Annotated in this window: 9 protein-coding genes, 2 tRNA genes, 3 rRNA genes and 1 pseudogene; 12 read left to right on the forward strand and 3 right to left on the reverse strand. The window is 41.8% G+C overall.

All coding sequences use genetic code 11. The annotated features are described in order from the left end of the window. Positions 1–228: 228 nt before the first annotated feature. The 5 genes from D0T56_RS07570 to rrf all read left to right on the forward strand — a co-directional run bounded on the left by D0T56_RS07570 (position 229) and on the right by rrf (position 5,562). Positions 229–1,758 (forward strand): 16S ribosomal RNA (locus tag D0T56_RS07570). 171 nt (positions 1,759–1,929) lie between these two features. Then, positions 1,930–2,003 (forward strand) — tRNA-Ile (locus D0T56_RS07575). Positions 2,004–2,093: 90 nt separating this feature from the next. Then, positions 2,094–2,167, forward strand: a tRNA-Ala gene (locus D0T56_RS07580). Between the two features lie 171 nt (positions 2,168–2,338). Then, positions 2,339–5,226, forward strand: a 23S ribosomal RNA gene (locus D0T56_RS07585). 227 nt (positions 5,227–5,453) lie between these two features. After that, a 5S ribosomal RNA gene (gene rrf / locus D0T56_RS07590) occupies positions 5,454–5,562 on the forward strand. Together the 16S, 23S and 5S rRNA genes with 2 tRNA genes alongside form the textbook arrangement of a ribosomal RNA operon. Before the next feature lie 209 nt (positions 5,563–5,771). On the opposite strand, the gene D0T56_RS07595 is transcribed toward rrf, so the two are convergent. After that, positions 5,772–6,632: a helix-turn-helix domain-containing protein gene (locus D0T56_RS07595; RefSeq protein WP_163319547.1), complete on the reverse strand. Its 861-nt coding sequence runs from the start codon at positions 6,630–6,632 to the stop codon at positions 5,772–5,774. 364 nt (positions 6,633–6,996) lie between these two features. Between D0T56_RS07595 and D0T56_RS07600 the strand changes: the two genes are divergently transcribed. From D0T56_RS07600 to D0T56_RS07625, 6 genes and pseudogenes are all read left to right on the forward strand, one after another. Further along, positions 6,997–7,791, forward strand: coding sequence for a hypothetical protein (locus tag D0T56_RS07600; RefSeq protein WP_163319548.1), 795 nt, complete (start codon positions 6,997–6,999; stop codon positions 7,789–7,791). Between the two features lie 162 nt (positions 7,792–7,953). Continuing rightward, entirely contained in the window at positions 7,954–8,463 is a 510-nt protein-coding gene (locus tag D0T56_RS07605) for a Fur family transcriptional regulator (protein ID WP_163319549.1), read from the forward strand. After that, on the forward strand, positions 8,460–9,734 hold the full coding sequence (locus tag D0T56_RS07610) for an adenylosuccinate synthase (protein ID WP_163319550.1): 1,275 nt from the start codon (positions 8,460–8,462) through the stop codon (positions 9,732–9,734). The genes D0T56_RS07605 and D0T56_RS07610 overlap by 4 nt, the downstream gene beginning before the upstream one ends. Positions 9,735–9,856: 122 nt before the next feature. Continuing rightward, complete coding sequence (locus D0T56_RS07615) at positions 9,857–10,543, forward strand: zinc metallopeptidase (RefSeq protein ID WP_163319551.1); 687 nt, start codon at positions 9,857–9,859, stop codon at positions 10,541–10,543. 90 nt (positions 10,544–10,633) lie between these two features. Continuing rightward, positions 10,634–10,798, forward strand: a pseudogene (locus tag D0T56_RS07620) (LytTR family DNA-binding domain-containing protein); the annotation flags it as partial. 109 nt (positions 10,799–10,907) lie between these two features. Beyond that, on the forward strand, positions 10,908–12,047 hold the full coding sequence (locus D0T56_RS07625; RefSeq protein WP_255491100.1) for a metallophosphoesterase: 1,140 nt from the start codon (positions 10,908–10,910) through the stop codon (positions 12,045–12,047). 27 nt (positions 12,048–12,074) lie between these two features. Here D0T56_RS07625 and D0T56_RS07630 read toward each other — a convergent pair whose 3' ends face one another. After that, positions 12,075–12,890 carry a hypothetical protein gene (locus D0T56_RS07630; RefSeq protein ID WP_163319554.1) on the reverse strand — a complete coding sequence of 272 codons (816 nt, stop codon included), beginning with the start codon at positions 12,888–12,890 and terminating at the stop codon, positions 12,075–12,077. A gap of 334 nt (positions 12,891–13,224) precedes the next feature. Between D0T56_RS07630 and D0T56_RS07635 the strand changes: the two genes are divergently transcribed. Continuing rightward, positions 13,225–14,037, forward strand: a complete 813-nt coding sequence (locus D0T56_RS07635) for an AraC family transcriptional regulator (protein WP_163319555.1) — start codon at positions 13,225–13,227, stop codon at positions 14,035–14,037. A 268-nt stretch (positions 14,038–14,305) separates the two neighbouring features. Here D0T56_RS07635 and rpoC read toward each other — a convergent pair whose 3' ends face one another. Further along, positions 14,306–18,589, reverse strand: coding sequence for a DNA-directed RNA polymerase subunit beta' (gene rpoC, locus D0T56_RS07640; RefSeq protein ID WP_163319556.1), 4,284 nt, complete (start codon positions 18,587–18,589; stop codon positions 14,306–14,308). Between the last annotated feature and the right edge of the window lie 27 nt (positions 18,590–18,616).

Consider the following 18,616-nt stretch of genomic DNA (forward strand, 5'->3'; position numbering starts at 1 on the left):
GTTGTAAATAATTTGGATTGTGTTGTAAAGTGTTTTACTTTTGCACCCGCTTCCTGAGAGAAACGGGGGGTTAAAAAAGAGAGCGATCTTTGAGGAATTGGAAAAGAACGAAAAAAATAAAGCATAGCATTAGACGGGTGGTATTGGAACTTTAAGAGACAATACACTCAGTCAATTCAAAAAAAGGATAGATTGAGCAAAGGAAGACTTGGATATAAAAAAGAATATACAAAGAAGAGTTTGATCCTGGCTCAGGATGAACGCTAGCGACAGGCCTAACACATGCAAGTCGAGGGGCAGCAAGGAAGTAGCAATACTTTTGTTGGCGACCGGCGCACGGGTGAGTAACGCGTATGCAACCTACCTACTACAGGGGGATAGCCCGGAGAAATCCGGATTAATACCGCATAAAACAGGGGCACCACATGGTGATATTTGTTAAAGATTTATCGGTAGTAGATGGGCATGCGTTCCATTAGCTAGTTGGTGAGGTAACGGCTCACCAAGGCAACGATGGATAGGGGAACTGAGAGGTTTATCCCCCACACTGGTACTGAGACACGGACCAGACTCCTACGGGAGGCAGCAGTGAGGAATATTGGTCAATGGACGAGAGTCTGAACCAGCCAAGTCGCGTGAAGGATGACTGCCCTACGGGTTGTAAACTTCTTTTGTGCTAGGGTAAAACATATCACGAGTGATATCTTGCAAGTATAGTACGAATAAGCATCGGCTAACTCCGTGCCAGCAGCCGCGGTAATACGGAGGATGCGAGCGTTATCCGGATTTATTGGGTTTAAAGGGTGCGTAGGCGGTTTTTTAAGTCAGCGGTGAAAGTTTGGGGCTCAACCTTAAAATTGCCGTTGAAACTGGAAGACTTGAGTGTAAATGAAGTGGGCGGAATTTGTGGTGTAGCGGTGAAATGCATAGATATCACGAAGAACTCCAATTGCGCAGGCAGCTCACTAAGCTACAACTGACGCTGATGCACGAAAGCGTGGGTATCAAACAGGATTAGATACCCTGGTAGTCCACGCAGTAAACGATGATTACTAGTTGTTTGCGATATGATAGTAAGTGACTAAGCGAAAGCGATAAGTAATCCACCTGGGGAGTACGCCGGCAACGGTGAAACTCAAAGGAATTGACGGGGGCCCGCACAAGCGGAGGAACATGTGGTTTAATTCGATGATACGCGAGGAACCTTACCCGGGCTTGAAATGTACTTGACCGACCAGGAAACTGGTCTTCTAGCAATAGCAAGTATGTAGGTGCTGCATGGTTGTCGTCAGCTCGTGCCGTGAGGTGTCGGCTTAAGTGCCATAACGAGCGCAACCCACATTGTTAGTTACTAACAGGTCAAGCTGAGGACTCTGACAAGACTGCCAGCGTAAGCTGTGAGGAAGGTGTGGATGACGTCAAATCAGCACGGCCCTTACGTCCGGGGCGACACACGTGTTACAATGGGTGGTACAGAGGGCAGCTACTGGGCGACCAGATGCCAATCTCGAAAGCCACTCTCAGTTCGGATCGGAGTCTGCAACTCGACTCCGTGAAGCTGGATTCGCTAGTAATCGCGCATCAGCCATGGCGCGGTGAATACGTTCCCGGGCCTTGTACACACCGCCCGTCAAGCCATGAAAGCCGGGGGTACCTGAAGTACGTAACCGCAAGGAGCGTCCTAGGGTAAAACTGGTGATTGGGGCTAAGTCGTAACAAGGTAGCCGTACCGGAAGGTGCGGCTGGAACACCTCCTTTCTGGAGATCTTTCTAAAAAGTATTGTAGTATTAAAGATTAAGATACTACCCGAAGTCTAATGTATATGTAAAAAAAAGTAATAGAAATAAAGTTCAAATTCCAATTTAAGATATAAACGAGAACGAAGGAGCTGAATATAATCAGTCTTCGGGTACGATCCAAAACAAGCCAGTCCTATAGCTCAGTTGGTTAGAGCGCTACACTGATAATGTAGAGGTCGGCAGTTCAAATCTGCCTGGGACTACTCTGGAGAAATGAAAAATTAGGGATTAAAGATTAAGAATTAAAATATTTTATTCTTCATTAAGCATTCTTCATTCTTCATTTAAAACACGGGGGATTAGCTCAGCTGGCTAGAGCACCTGCCTTGCACGCAGGGGGTCAACGGTTCGAATCCGTTATTCTCCACATTTTCGAGGAAGGAGTTTCGAGGAAGAAGTTTTAATAAATAATTATAACTTCAGACTTCAGACTTATGACTTGAGAGACGATCTTTGACATGATGTAAAACAAGAGCAAGTAGAAAAAAAACGAGATTACGATTATCTATCGAACCTTTTAAGAAGGTTAAGAAATAAAGAAAAAGTAAGAAAGGGCACATGGGGGATGCCTAAGGCTCTCGAAGGCTAAGAAGGACGTGATAAGCTGCGAAAAGTTGGGGGGAGGAGCAAATATCCCTAGATCCCTGAATCTCCGAATGGGGCAACCCGGTGACAGAAGATGTCATCATCTTGTTTAAACAAGAAGCGAACGCGGGGAACTGAAACATCTAAGTACCCGTAGGAAGAGAAAACAAAAGTGATTCCGTAAGTAGTGGCGAGCGAACGCGGATTAGCCCAAACCAATATTGTTTAGGCAATATTGGGGTTGTAGGACTGCGCTGTGGCAAGAAGTAATTGAAGTGGAACGCTTTGGAAAGAGCGATCATAGAAGGTGATAATCCTGTACACGAATCGATTACCAAGCCTAGCAGTATCCTGAGTAGTGCGGGACACGAGAAATCCTGTATGAATCTGGCGGGACCATCCGCTAAGGCTAAATACTTCCGAGAGACCGATAGCGAACTAGTACCGTGAGGGAAAGGTGAAAAGAACCTCGAACAGAGGAGTGAAATAGACCCTGAAACCATGTGCCTACAAGCGGTCGGAGCAGATTTTATCTGTGACGGCGTGCCTTTTGCATAATGAACCTACGAGTTACTTTTGTTGGCAAGGTTAAGTGCAACGATGCACGTAGCCGAAGCGAAAGCGAGTCTTCACAGGGCGATTTTAGTCAGCAGGAGTAGACGCGAAACCAAGTGATCTACCCTAGAGCAGGTTGAAGGTTGGGTAACACCAATTGGAGGACCGAACCGATAAGCGTTGAAAAGCTTCCGGATGACTTTAGGGTAGGGGTGAAAGGCTAATCAAACTTGGAGATAGCTCGTACTCCCCGAAATGCATTTAGGTGCAGCCTCGGCTTATAACTTGTGTCAGGTAGAGCGACTGATTGGATGCGAGGGCTTCGCCGCCTATCAAGTCCAGATAAACTCCGAATGGGCACAAGATTTTTACCGGGAGTGAGGGCATGGGTGCTAAGGTCCATGTCCGAGAGGGAAAGAACCCAGACCATCAGCTAAGGTCCCCAAATACATGTTAAGTTGAATTAACGAAGTTTTGCCGCTAAGACAGCTAGGATGTTGGCTTGGAAGCAGCCATTCATTTAAAGAGTGCGTAACAGCTCACTAGTCGAGTGGCGGAGCGTGGATAATAATCGGGCATAAACATGTTACCGAAGCTATGGGATTGAAAAATTATCGGTAGGGGAGCATTCTGTTTAGCGCAGAAGCTGGGGCGTAAGCACACCAGTGGAGCAAACAGAAAAGCAAATGTAGGTATGAGTAACGATAAAGGGGGTGAGAAACCCCCTCGCCGAAAGACTAAGGTTTCCTGATCAACGCTAATCGGATCAGGGTAAGTCGGGCCCTAAGGCTAAGCCGAGCGGCAATGCCGATGGATGAACCGGTTAATATTCCGGTACTATTTGCAGGAGTGATGTGGTGACGCAGGAGTGAAACTGTAGCTGGCTGACGGAATAGCTAGTTTAAGGGTGTAGACGTTGATTGGTGTAGGCAAATCCGCACTGAGAGTCGAACCTGAAAGTATAAGGAATCTACGGAGGAATTAATTACAGGTAACCAAACTGCCAAGAAAACCCGCTAAACTTATCCTGCAAGTACCCGTACTAAAACGGACACACGTAGTTGGGTTGAGTATACTAAGGCGCTCGAGTGATTCACAGTTAAGGAATTAGGCAAAATGACCCTGTAACTTCGGGAGAAAGGGTACCATCAGCAATGGTGGTCGCAGAGAATAGAAGAAGGCAACTGTTTATCAAAAACACATGGCTATGCAAATAAGAAATTAGAAGTATATGGCCTGACACCTGCCCGGTGCTGGAAGGTTAAGAGGAGAAGTTATCGCAAGAGACGCTTTGAATTGAAGCCCCAGTAAACGGCGGCCGTAACTATAACGGTCCTAAGGTAGCGAAATTCCTTGTCGGGTAAGTTCCGACCTGCACGAATGGTGTAATGATCTTCTTACTGTCTCAACTGTGAGCTCGGTGAAATTGTAGTATCGGTGAAGATGCCGATTACCCGCGATGGGACGAAAAGACCCCGTGAACCTTTACTATAGCTTTACATTGATTTTGGGCACTTGATGTGTAGGATAGGCCGGAGACTGCGAAGCAGGTACGCTAGTATTTGTGGAGTCACCCTTGAAATACGGCCCTTTAATTGTTTGGAATCTAACCCGCATAGCGGGGACACTGTATGGTGGGTAGTTTGACTGGGGTGGTCGCCTCCAAAAGAGTAACGGAGGCTTCTAAAGGTGCGCTCAGGCCGATTGGTAACCGGTCGTAGAGTGTAATGGTATAAGCGCGCTTGACTGTAAGACCGACAAGTCGAACAGGTAGGAAACTAGAGCATAGTGATCCGGTGGTTTCAGTATGGAATGGCCATCGCTCAAAGGATAAAAGGTACTCCGGGGATAACAGGCTGATCATTCCCAAGAGCTCATATCGACGGAATGGTTTGGCACCTCGATGTCGGCTCGTCACATCCTGGGGCTGGAGAAGGTCCCAAGGGTTGGGCTGTTCGCCCATTAAAGTGGCACGCGAGCTGGGTTCAGAACGTCGTGAGACAGTTCGGTCTCTATCTATCGTGGGCGTATGATATTTGCGGGGATCTGACACTAGTACGAGAGGACCGTGTTGGACAGACCTCTGGTTTACCGGTTGTTTCGCCAGGAGCATCGCCGGGTAGCTAAGTCTGGATTGGATAAGTGCTGAAAGCATCTAAGTACGAAGCCAGCCTCAAGATAAGATATCTATTAAGGGTCGTTGCAGACTACGACGTTGATAGGCTACAGGTGGAAGTGCAGTAATGTATGGAGCCGAGTAGTACTAATTGCCCGGAACTTTTTCTGTAAAATTATTTCCAACAGTAGGAAGGTTTGCTAGATATGCGTATCAAGTTTTAAGGAATAAGTACAAAGATTTAAGTAATAACAACTTATCACTTATGACTTTAAACTTATAACTAAATACTATTTGCTCTTTACATCAAGTCTAAAAGTTTTAAGAACAAAGTAAAAAGTTTTAAGTATAAAAGAAACTTCTAACTGATTACTAATAACTTATCACTTAAAAATATTCAGGTGGTTATAGCGTTGGGGATCCACCTCTTCCCATTCCGAACAGAGAAGTTAAGCCCAACCACGCCGATGGTACTGCTATTGTGGGAGAGTAGGTAACCGCCATCTTTTAGATCAAAGCCCTCATCATTTAATAAATGGTGAGGGTTTTTGCTTTTTATACACCTGCCACCAAAAGACTCAACTTCAAAAACTAAGATATTAGTATATACAGATAAAAGAGATTGAGGCATAAAAAAAATAGGGTAAAAAGAGTTGTTCAAGAAGAATATTTGTCTACCTTTGTATCATAAAGTAAGATCATAATCAGGAATCTGTCACTGGGTAAGTGACGGATTTTGTTGTTTAAGGGGGTATTGTTTCACATGATTCGCCCCTTTGTTTTTGCGTCTTATCCGGGACGGGGAATCGCCCAGGTTCTTATGGCAAAACTCATTGAAGTGAGACAGTGTTGCGAACTTATTCTCAGTCGAAATTTGCTTCAAACTCTTATTCGTATGATAAAGCTCATAATAAATCATATCTGTCCGCCTTTTTCTAATCCACGAGTATGCCGACATGCCGAACGCCTTTCTGAACCTCTTGTTAAATCCTGAATAGCTGTAATTCATCACTTGTGCCAATTGTCTGACATTCATTATATTGTTGGCTAACCTGTGTACCCGGTCCACGAACCGGAAATCATTAATTTGATATGAGCGGAAGAAATCGCTCAATTGCTCCCGTGAATAGGATAGCTTAAGGATTGCCATCAGTTCTTTGGTTTTCAGGACGTGCAGGGAGTGATCAGCTATCCTGCTCTTTTTATATATCTCAAGCGACCGTACATACGCCTGTAATACCCCGTCCATTTGCAGGCAGTATAGGTTTGATTCATGTTCATGTTCATGTATATTGCTTATACAGAAGTGATCAAAACAGCTTTCATCGGTCGGAGCTACAATCAGCAGATAGCTTTTTTCCATAACACTGGACGACAGCCTGTCGCCTGCAGGCAGGAAAAATAGTTTTGAGCTGCTAACCTGTATTCCAGAAGACAGGCTTAAGCGTCCTTCCAGCACTATGACAATCCTGCATTGATCTTCTGCGGTATTCCATTCAGAGTCTTTTTCAAGAGTCAGGAAGCGTATCAAGGGACTTTGCGCCAACGATTCGTTGTTATCATATTTTACCATCATAAAGTTGTTTAAGTATTAAAAACCAGCGTGTTTAACTAAAAACGCACAAGTCTTATTTTTATCAGTTTTTTAAAATTGTATGTTTTCTACATATAAATAATTATCAATCAATGTATTACTGAAATAGTAAAACGTTTTATTTCCCCGACAGATAACACACGTTTAACAAATTGCTTACTTGGTTGTATTATCGCCTTTGTTCCATTAATTAAAGATCATAATACCAGATGTTTACCCCTTGGTATCTGCATCCTCCGTCACTTACCCAGTGACAGACGTACAATGATTTAAATATTAGGTAATTAAGAAAAAGCAGACTTAACCAAAACAGATTATCAACACGACAAACAAGAATTAGAAGATTATGAAAAAAAGTTTATTATTCTTACTGCTGTTTTTAGCGGTAACTACCCTCAAATCGCAGGTTGGGGTGAACACGGAAACTCCTCAGGGGGTCTTTCATATTGACGGGCAGCGAAACACAAACGGAAACACGAACGTCGCCGACGATGTGGTTGTCACATCAGCCGGAAACGTGGGCATAGGCACGAACAGTCCCCAGACAAAGGTCGATATCCGCAGCACGACACAAGGCGGTGGATTTAGGTTGCAGGACGGGAGCCAGGGCAATGGTATGGTCTTGACCAGTGATGCCAGCGGCAATGGCAAATGGTCTGCGCCGGGATTTAGCTTGTTTACGAGGATTGAACCCAATGAATTACCTGTTTCTCAAGGGACAACGGCAATTTTAAGAAACAGTGATGGTTCTCCCTACTTTATAGAAGTTCCTTCTTTTGGAACATATTCATTTACGATTGGTGCTATGTTAAAATTAACTAATTTAAATGAGAATACAGTAATCGAGTATATGATTTTACAGGTGGTTCCAGGGGATGATGCTAGTTTGTGGTGGTCACTTCATCGCTTTGAGGGCTCGTATGAGATTTATGGGCAGCAGGCTCGTAGAGATTTAGAGACAGATTGGCGTTTTTATCTTAGTGAGAATATCTCACTAAACTCAATTACAGGAAATAGGTTGTATTTTGCGCTACAGATAACAGGAACAAATATGCCTAGTCCAATAGAGGGAACTTTCACAATAGGTAGCACCCCTAGTTGCCCACAATGTACCGGCGGCTCCTATGTCCGCATCAATTAAGAATAAATTTAGTACAACGAAGAAGGGAACGCCTATATGCAGAAAGGAGTTCCCTTTTTTTATTTTTTGTTAAAAACAGCTATTTCAGAAATACTTTCATTTGAATTATACTCTTTTCTAAAAAAGCCTTATATTTGTCTGTATCTTAGTTTCAGCTTAAGAATGGACAACTCAAAGTTAAAAGAACAAGTTAAGAACGAATTCACTGAATATCTGACTCTTCACAAGCACAGAAAAACTCCCGAACGTTTTGCTATACTAGATCATATATATTCTACAAAGGGTCATTTCGATATGGATTCATTGTTCAATTCGATGAATGAAGGTCCGTTCAGGGTAAGCAGGGCAACACTCTACAATACGATTGAATTATTACTGGACTGTAAATTGGTGGTTAAGCATCAGTTTGGAGCAAATGTGTCGCAGTATGAGCGGGCGTATGGAAGTGAAAACCATGATCATTTGATTTGCATTAGTTGTGGAGATGTAAAAGAATATAAAAGCGGAAATTTATTTTCTCTGGCACAACAAAAGAGGTTCATGAAATTTAAGATAAGCTATTACAGCATGTACATTTATGGAATATGCAGTAAGTGTACACGCAAGAAAGAATCGCAGAGCAAGAAAAACGAAAATAAAATAACTAAAAATAATACAGACAAAAAGAAATGAATGCAGACATTCTGTTAGGTTTACAGTGGGGAGACGAAGGGAAAGGCAAAATAGTAGATGTGCTTACACCCGATTATGAAATTATCGCTCGTTTTCAAGGAGGACCTAATGCCGGGCACACACTCGAATTTGAAGGAGAAAAATATGTATTACGCTCAGTTCCGTCAGGTATCTTTCAGGGAGATAAATTGAATGTGATCGGAAACGGAGTTGTGCTTGATCCGGCATTGTTTAAAGGAGAAATAGAGTCGTTGGAAGCATCTGGACATGATCTGACAAAAAGGTTGCTTATTTCGAAAAAGGCTCATCTGATATTGCCTACACACCGATTGCTCGACGCTTGTTATGAGGCGGCAAAAGGTGATGCGAAAATAGGCACAACGGGCAAGGGCATAGGACCAACTTATACTGAAAAAGTGGGACGTAACGGCTTGCGTGTTGGAGACTTGTTGTACGACTTCGAAACAAAATACAATGCAGTGAAAGAACGTCATTTGATGATTCTCGCACAAAACAACTTCGATGTCAGTAGCCTGGAAGAAATTGAAAAAGAGTGGTTTCAGGGTGTTGAGAAACTAAAACAATTCAACTTTATCGATAGCGAGCATTTTATAAATAAAGCATTGCTCGAGAATAGAAAAGTTTTGGCTGAAGGAGCTCAGGGAACTATGTTGGACATTGATTTCGGTTCATATCCATTCGTGACGTCCTCCAATACCATAGCGGCGGGAGCCTGTACGGGGCTGGGAGTTGCTCCGGGGAAAATAGGAGAAGTTTTCGGTATTTTCAAAGCATACTGCACCAGAGTTGGTAGTGGTCCATTCCCGACAGAATTGTTTGACGAAACAGGAGACAAATTACGCAAATTCGGGTTCGAATTTGGTTCGGTAACAGGACGTCCTCGTCGTTGTGGCTGGATAGACTTAGTTGCCCTGCGTTATGCAATCATGCTCAATGGGGTTACTCAACTGATCATGATGAAAAGCGATGTTCTGGATACATTCGAAACCATCAAAGCATGTGTTTCGTATAAAATAGATGGGCAAGAAACAGAAGACTTTCCATTCGAGGCAGATTGCAATATAGAACCTGTGTATGTTGAACTTGCCGGTTGGCAAACAGATATGACAGGCATGAAGTCGGAAAATGAATTTCCGGAAGAATTTAATAATTATCTCTCTTTTCTGGAGCAAGAGTTGAATGTTCCTATCAGCATTGTATCTGTTGGGCCGGATAGAGATCAAACTATATCGCTACTTAATAAATCATAAGAAGTGACCTAGCTTAATGATTTTTAGTTATTTGACATTTTATTAAACAACAAATCTCAGTAATTTTGTTTGATTAAATTTGTTTTTTAATATAAATGGATAATTATTAAAGAGAAAGATATATGAGTGGATATTGGATTCTTATACTATTAATATTTGCTTTGAGTTGGTTGGTTTCGACCATGTTGCAAAGCAAATTTAAAAAATATTCGAAGATACCATTGGATAACGGGATGACAGGAAGAGATGTCGCCGAAAAAATGCTTTATGACAATGGTATTTACGATGTGAAGATAACAGCAACAAAGGGCATGTTGACAGATCACTATAATCCTGTGAATAAGACAGTGAATCTTAGTGAGGCTGTATATCACAGCAATAGTGTGGCTGCGGCTGCCGTTGCCGCTCACGAGTGTGGTCATGCCGTGCAACATGCGCATGCTTATGGTCCGCTGACTATGAGGTCGAAACTTGTACCGATGGTTAGTTTTGCTTCTCAGTGGGTGATGTGGATATTGATCGCAGGTATTTTTGCCATTCAGGCTACAGGATCGACAACTGTACTTTGGGTAGGGATAGGCTTGTTTGCCATGACCACCTTGTTCAGTTTCATTACTCTTCCCGTGGAAATTAATGCCAGCCAAAGGGCATTAACATGGCTCAATTCGGCAGGGATAACCAATCAGACTAATTACCCTATGGCAAAAGATGCACTGAAATCGGCAGCATACACTTATGTTGTAGCAGCTTTGGGTTCTTTAGCTACATTGGTTTATTACATCTTCATTGCGTTGGGAAGTAGAAGGTAAAGTAAAGAAAGACAAATCATAGCGAAAGGTGTTTGATAAGATAATCAGGCACCTTTTTTCTTTTTTCGTCCTTTTTCGGAATTTCCCCCAAACAAATTTGTCAGGGTGCACAGGTCTTACATTGTTAATGTCAGGTATCTGTCTCGCATCGAATTATATGATAAGCAAAGCCGGATGTTAATACTTAATAACAATCATCAGGTGAAAACGAGTCAAAATGGCTATAAATTATTGAAGAGTGTTCCGAATTTATAATAAATCTAAATGTTAAAGGCAGAAAGAAGGCTACTGCCTTATATTTTTCTAAATTTGGGATCGAATAATCAAACGTATAGACATGAAATTTCTATTCTTTTTAATTCCGATGATATTAATCTATTTGCTCGGAAATTTTTATGTATTTTACAGGGCTTGGACAGCTATGCCACCTACTCCCGTAGGGCGGGCTATACTTATAACAGTTGGTTGCATAGTCACTTTATCGTTAATATTGTCCTTTGTTTTAGGAAACATATTGCCGGCGGGAATAGTATCCATTTTATATAAAATAGGCTCGTCGTGGATTTTCATCCTTATCTATCTGGTTCTTTTCAATCTGATAAAAGATTTGTTCGGTTTGCTGGTCAGATGGGTAAGTTTTATTCCGAACGATGCCATAACCCGCTATACGAAAGAAAATTGGGTGGGTTTTGCTTTTATGGTCGGTTTCATCGCCTTGCTGATGCTTTGCGGTTACCTGAAATACAGGTGGAAAGTGCGGGTCGATCAGCCTATTTATACCGAAAAAGCGATTTTGAAGTCGGCATCCGATTCTATACCGTCATCCGATTCTCTGAAAATAGTGGCAATTAGCGATTTACACTTAGGTTATAGCATTGGAGATAAAGAATTCAAGAGTTGGGTTGAACTGATTAATAAAGAAAAGCCTGATTTGGTTCTGATTGCGGGGGATGTGATTGACAATAATATAGAACCGGTAAATAAAGGTCGCTTTGCTGAATATTTCAAGCAAATCAATTCAAAATATGGAATTTATGCCTGTCTCGGCAATCATGAATATATTAGCGGGTTGAAAGAAAGTACTGAATTTTTCAAAAAATCAGGGATAAATTTACTTCGCGACTCGTATGTTGAAGTAGACAGTAGTTTCTATATCGTTGGCAGGGATGACCGTTCTAACGAAAACAGAAAACCGCTGAATCAATTGATGGCAGGTATAGATAAATCGAAACCGATAATTCTGCTCGACCATCAACCCTATCATCTGGAAGAAGCCGAAAGTAGCGGCGTAGATTTTCAATTTTCGGGACATACCCATCGTGGGCAAGTTTGGCCTATTTCGATGATAACGGACATTATTTATGAAAAATCTTTCGGTTATCTGAAAAAAGGAAAAACCAACTATTATATCAGTTCGGGAATTGGTCTTTGGGGCGGAAAATTCCGTATAGGAACACAGTCTGAATATGTTGTAGTTACAATAAAGCAAGAGACAGCACAATAGGCTGCCTCTTGTCATTTTTATCTCAGTTTAATTTGTAAGGGCAAAAGCTGCGATAGCATTCTCAAGGTTCTGAGCTCTTGCTATCACTAGAGGAAACATTCTGTCTGGAGCAGCAAAACTAGCAGCAGATGCATACAATGCAACTGTTACAGGAGCAGTGTGGATATTGTCTATAATCAAGAATCCGGTTATCATACTGGCTCCAAAAGGATATACTCTTCCACTTACTAAAGAAGTGTTGGTAGGGTATATTATATACGGAGCTTCAGCTGCTACAGCGGCTCGAAAATGAGTTCGTACCCATACATGAGCATAAGGGAGATCTGCATTTGTAGGTCTTGTGTACATATTATTAGGCATAGCATGTACAGCTACCATAACAAACCATCTGCCGGGAGGCAAACTCAATCTGCATCCGGTATCATAACTTACACCTCCAGTAGTGGTGAAAGTAAGTCCATCATTGGCAAATATTGCCCGAGGAGCGGCTACTGTTGTTCCCACATCTTGCCACTCAGCCCTTCCTGTATTATCCATCGCAGTCAATACCCTGCCTATGGCTTGCGAACCGTCCCGCAAGCTGAAACCCTGCCCTTGTGCACTGCTTCTGATATCTACTTTTGTTTGGGGTGCATTTGTTCCTACACCAACCCTACCTAGGGTATCTACCACTACATCGTCCGAAATGTTTGTGTTGCCGTTTGTGTTTCGTGCCGCGTCAATGTGAAATACACCTTGCGGACTTTCTGTGTTTACTCCAACCTGTGCCATTAAAGAAACCGATAGGAAGAATATTTGCACAGTAAAAAAAATCTTCGTTTTCATCATTTTGTTTTTTCTCATATTAGTTGTTTTGTGTGTTTATGAAATATTTTAATACCTGATTATTTGCATCGCAATCATCCGTCACTTATAAGGTGACAGAAATGTTAATGCTTTGTTTGTAAAATGTTTATATCGTGGTATTTAATTAATCGCAGGAAAGCTATAATTCGATAATGTGAGCTATTTGTTAAACATATTCATCGTCCTATGTATATGAGACGTTTTATGTTATCACTAATATGCTGATAATATGATATTTCAATGAAATAAATGCAGGCTTTGAAAAATATACACAAAAATAATTTGTGCAATTTTCGTTAAACACGCTGAATCTTAATGCTTAAACAACAAAATGATGAAAAAACTTGATGTTGAGAAACCGATAGATTTCGTCTGTCTGAAACAAGGGCAGACTTTGTGTTTGGAGGCAGGAGAAAACAAGATTATCCTGGTTGTGGAGGGAGAGGTATATTGTAGCATCTCTAAGATAACGATACTTGCTTCAAAAATGGCTTTTTATTCTTTCAGAGAAAAAGTATCGGTTGTGGCTGTGAAAGACTCCCAAATCGTTTTATTCCGGTTTTCGTACGAATCGCATCTTTGTAAAGTCTTGTCTCCTTTGGATGTAACGACCGAGCGAATAGACGGCAGAACGATTCTGCTTCCGGTGAAAAGCATCATTATGGACTATCTGCAAACCGTTAAAGTATATAACAGCAGGTTTATAGTAGATAGTTATTTGTCGGACTTAAAGCTAAGGGAATTCGGGTATATACTCAAGTCCGTTTATAAGGAAAACCAATTACAGGATTTTTTCAGGCTTCTGCCCTATGATGATATGTTGTTTTTTCAGATGGTATATTCATTTCTTCCCGAAATTCGTTCGGTAGGCCAGTTGGCACAAAAAATGAGTTACAGCTATTCGGGTTTTAACAAGCGTTTTCGACGGGTTTTCAATACATCGGCATACAATTGGATAAAAGAAAATAAGGCGATACAGGTTTTTAGAGATATCTGCCAAACAAACATGAGCCTGAAGCAGATTAGCAACAGCCATAAGTTTGCAACCTTATCTCATTTCAATGAGTTTTGTCATAAGAATCTGGGTAATTCACCGTCACAAATTCGAAGAAAAAATAAAGCGAAACATATTGTTCAACTTTAAGAAAAAGTGAACTCATTAAATAAAAAAATCTGTCACCTTATAAGTGACAGATGACTTGATGCCCTGACTATCAGCGAACAAATGTATAAATTTTTTGATAAAATGCATATTTATCTATGTTAAAAAAAATGATAGGAATGAATCTGCAGATTCTTCGAATATTTTAGTTTAAATCCGGGCAACTGTTTTTATTGATAAGACACAGATAAATAAAAACAGGCTGCTAGATTATTTAGCAGCCTGTTTTCTATAATAAGGTAACGTAAGATTAATCTACATTGTCAAAATCCACAACTGTTTTTCTGTTGGCTGCAACACGATCGAAATCGTCTTTGTTTCCAACAACAAGTTTTTCGAATTCTCTCAAACCTGTTCCGGCAGGGATTAGGTGACCACAGATAACGTTTTCTTTCAAACCTTCAAGTCTGTCTACTTTCGCATTGATTGCGGCTTCGTTAAGCACCTTAGTTGTTTCCTGGAACGAAGCGGCAGACATAAAGCTGGTAGTTTGAAGAGCCGCACGCGTGATACCTTGCAATATCTGATTAGCTGTTGCAGGAACTGCATCCCTCACTTCAACAGGGCGGAGGTCGCGACGTTTCAGCATAGAGTTTTCATCTCTCAATTTGCGGGCAGTAACAATCTGTCCGGGTTCGAATGTAGAAGAATCACCAGCGTCTACCACAACCTTTTTACCCCAGATACGATCATTTTCTTCCATAACATCGTGTTTGTCAACAACCTGCTGCTCTAAGAAACGAGTGTCTCCCGGATCAACGATTTCAACTTTACGCATCATCTGGCGAACAATAACCTCAAAGTGTTTGTCATTGATTTTCACACCTTGCAGGCGATATACGTCCTGAACTTCGTTCACGATATATTCCTGAACAGCAGTAGGTCCTTTAATGGCAAGGATATCGGAAGGTGTTGTTGCACCATCAGACAACGGCATACCTGCACGTACGAAGTCATTTTCCTGAACCAGTATTTGTTTTGAAAGAGGAACAAGATATTTCTTCGTTTCACCTGTTTTAGATGTTACGATAATTTCCCTGTTACCACGTTTGATTTTACCAAATGCAACCTCTCCGTCAATTTCAGATACAACGGCAGGATTGGACGGGTTACGAGCTTCGAATAATTCGGTTACACGAGGAAGACCTCCGGTGATATCACCAGCCTTACCAACAGCACGAGGAATCTTAACAAGAACATCTCCCGCTTTCATCATCTCCCCGCTATCTTTCATAACGTGAGCTCCAAGAGGTAAACTGTATGTTTTGATTATATTGCCTTTTTCGTCAAGAATATTTGCCTCCGGTGCTTTAGTCTTATCACGAGACTCGATGATGATTTTTTCTTTCAAACCTGTTTGCTCATCCGACTCAACCTTGTATGTAACGTTTTCAATTACGTTGTGGAATTGAATTTTACCGGTTGCTTCGGAAATGATCACGGCGTTGAATGGGTCCCATTCACAGATCAAATCACCTTTCTTAACAGTGTCTCCTTCATTGAAGAAGAGTTTAGAACCATAAGGTATATTATGAGTAAGCAATACAATTTTTGTATTCGGGTCAACTACACGAAGTTCAACCAGACGGCTAACCACGATTTGTGCTTTCTTGCCGGTTTCATCCACAGTTTCAACCACACGTAGGTCGTCTATTTCAAGAATACCATCGTATTTGGTAACAATGCTGTTTTCAGTTGCAATGTTAGATGCGATACCCCCAACGTGGAACGTACGAAGCGTCAACTGTGTACCCGGCTCACCGATTGATTGCGCTGCGATAACACCAACTGCCTCACCTTTCTGAACCATGCGGTTAGTGGCAAGATTACGTCCATAACATTTTGCACAAACACCTTTCTTCGATTCACATGTCAATACGGAACGGATCTCGACACGTTCGATTGGCGAATCCTGAATAAGTGCAGCTTTATCTTCTGTAATTTCCTCACCGGAGTGAACAATGATTTCAGCAGTGAGAGGATGTTGTATATCGTGAACAGAAACACGTCCAAGGATTCTTTCGTACAGCGAAGCAACAACCTCTTCGTTGTTCTTCAATTCGGTACAAACAAGTCCACGAAGTGTTCCACAGTCTTCTTCGTTGATGACAACGTCTTGAGATACGTCAACCAAACGACGAGTCAGATACCCGGCGTCGGCAGTTTTCAGAGCCGTATCGGCAAGACCCTTACGGGCACCGTGGGTAGAGATAAAGTACTCCAACACAGACAGACCTTCTTTAAAGTTAGAAAGGATAGGGTTTTCAATAATCTGAGCACCTTCCGCTCCACTTTTCTGAGGTTTAGCCATCAAACCACGCATACCGGACAACTGGCGAATCTGTTCTCTCGAACCACGGGCTCCGGAATCCAACATCATATATACAGAGTTGAATCCTTGATTGTCTTCCGAAAGTTGTTTCATTAAGATATTTGACAATCTTGAGTTGACGTGTGTCCAAGTATCAATAATCTGGTTGTAACGCTCGTTATTGGTGATGAATCCCATATTGTAGTTAGCCATAATCTGTTCAACTTCATCATAACCTTTCGCTACAAGCTCGTCTTTTTCTACCGGAATGATCACATCTTCAAGGTTGAACGACAAACCTCCACGGAATGCCATCATGTAACCCAAATCCTTAATATCGTCAAGGAATTGTGCTGTTTTAGCAACTCCCGCAAGTTTGATCACATTACCGATAATGTCACGAAGCGATTTTTTAGAAAGAATTTCGTTGATATATCCAACTTCGGCCGGAGTATGTTGATTTACAAGAATACGTCCTACTGTTGTTTCTTTCATCACGGTAACAGCATTACCGTTTTCGTCCAAATCTCTTACATATACTTTAACGAGTGCGTGAATGTCAACTTTCTTTTCGTTGTAAGCAATGATTGCTTCTTCCGGTCCGTAGAAAGTAAGACCTTCACCCATTGCTCCCGGACGAATCTTTGTAATATAATACAATCCAAGAACCATGTCCTGAGATGGTACGGTAATAGGTGCACCATTGGCAGGGTTAAGTATATTGTGTGATGCAAGCATCAACATTTGAGCTTCAAGTATGGCGTCATTGCCCAAAGGTAAGTGAACAGCCATCTGGTCACCGTCGAAGTCGGCATTGAACGCAGTACACGACAGTGGGTGCAACTGAATAGCTTTACCACCGATCATTTTCGGTTGGAATGCCTGAATACCCAAACGGTGTAGGGTAGGGGCACGGTTCAGAAGAACAGGGTGTCCTTTCATCACATGTTCAAGAATATCCCAAACCACAGGTTCTTTACGGTCTACAATTTTCTTTGCCGATTTCACCGTTTTCACTATTCCGCGCTCGATTAGTTTACGGATAATGAATGGTTTGTAAAGTTCGGCAGCCATATCTTGTGGAATACCGCACTCGTGCATTTTCAATTCAGGACCAACGACAATTACCGAACGAGCCGAATAGTCGACACGTTTACCCAAAAGGTTTTGACGGAAACGTCCTTGCTTACCTTTCAAACTGTCGGAAAGAGATTTCAACGGACGGTTAGATTCTGTTTTGATCGCGCTCGATTTACGAGAGTTGTCGAACAATGAATCCACAGCTTCCTGAAGCATACGTTTTTCGTTACGAAGAATCACGTCAGGAGCTTTTATGTCTATCAGTCTTTTCAGACGGTTGTTACGTATAATTACACGACGATACAAGTCGTTCAAGTCGGAAGTTGCGAAACGACCTCCATCAAGAGGCACAAGCGGACGCAACTCAGGTGGAATTACAGGTACGATTTTAACGATCATCCATTCCGGACGGTTTTTACCTTTCGATCCACGGAATGCTTCAACAACCTGAAGTTGTTTCAGAGCTTCATTCTTACGTTGCTGAGATGTATCTGTATTTGCCCTGTGACGAAGGTTGTTAGCCAAAGAATCGAGATTGATTCTGGCCAACAGGTCATACACGGCTTCCGCACCCATTTTTGCGATAAATTTGTTAGGATCGGAATCATCTAACAATTGATTATCTTTAGGCAGAGTATCCAGTATATTCAAATATTCTTCTTCAGTAAGAAGATCTCTTTCGGCTATACCTTCTTCTTCCTTGATACCCGGTTGTATTACGACATAACGTTCGTAATAAATAATCATATCAAGTTTTTTGGTTGGTATTCCCAACAGGTAACCCATTTTGTTCGGAAGAGAACGGAAATACCAGATGTGAGCCACAGGCACAACCAAATGGATATGTCCTGTACGTTCGCGACGAACCTTTTTCTCAGTTACTTCAACACCGCAACGGTCGCAGACAATGCCTTTGTAACGGATTCTTTTGTACTTACCGCAGTGACATTCAAAGTCTTTTACCGGTCCGAAGATACGTTCACAGAAAAGTCCGTCACGTTCTGGTTTATAAGTACGATAGTTGATAGTTTCAGGTTTCAAAACCTCACCGCTCGAACTTTCCAAAATTTCTTCCGGAGAAGCCAGACTTACGGTAATCTTTGAAAAGCTACTCTTTACTTTACTATCTTTTCTAAAAGCCATATATTAATTTGTATAAAGAGTTAAATA

It is taken from the genome of Dysgonomonas sp. 520 (assembly GCF_010501095.1).
Classification (GTDB): domain Bacteria; phylum Bacteroidota; class Bacteroidia; order Bacteroidales; family Dysgonomonadaceae; genus QVMP01.

Bases quoted from the DNA above. Each gene is read 5' to 3' on its own strand.
- D0T56_RS07595 (WP_163319547.1), bottom strand. From the start codon at position 6,632: ATGATGGTAAAATATGATAACAACGAATCGTTGGCGCAAAGTCCCTTG.
- D0T56_RS07600 (WP_163319548.1), top strand. From the start codon at position 6,997: ATGAAAAAAAGTTTATTATTCTTACTGCTGTTTTTAGCGGTAACTACC.
- D0T56_RS07605 (WP_163319549.1), top strand. From the start codon at position 7,954: ATGGACAACTCAAAGTTAAAAGAACAAGTTAAGAACGAATTCACTGAA.
- D0T56_RS07610 (WP_163319550.1), top strand. From the start codon at position 8,460: ATGAATGCAGACATTCTGTTAGGTTTACAGTGGGGAGACGAAGGGAAA.
- D0T56_RS07615 (WP_163319551.1), top strand. From the start codon at position 9,857: ATGAGTGGATATTGGATTCTTATACTATTAATATTTGCTTTGAGTTGG.
- D0T56_RS07625 (WP_255491100.1), top strand. From the start codon at position 10,908: ATGATATTAATCTATTTGCTCGGAAATTTTTATGTATTTTACAGGGCT.
- D0T56_RS07630 (WP_163319554.1), bottom strand. From the start codon at position 12,890: ATGAGAAAAAACAAAATGATGAAAACGAAGATTTTTTTTACTGTGCAA.
- D0T56_RS07635 (WP_163319555.1), top strand. From the start codon at position 13,225: ATGATGAAAAAACTTGATGTTGAGAAACCGATAGATTTCGTCTGTCTG.
- rpoC (WP_163319556.1), bottom strand. From the start codon at position 18,589: ATGGCTTTTAGAAAAGATAGTAAAGTAAAGAGTAGCTTTTCAAAGATT.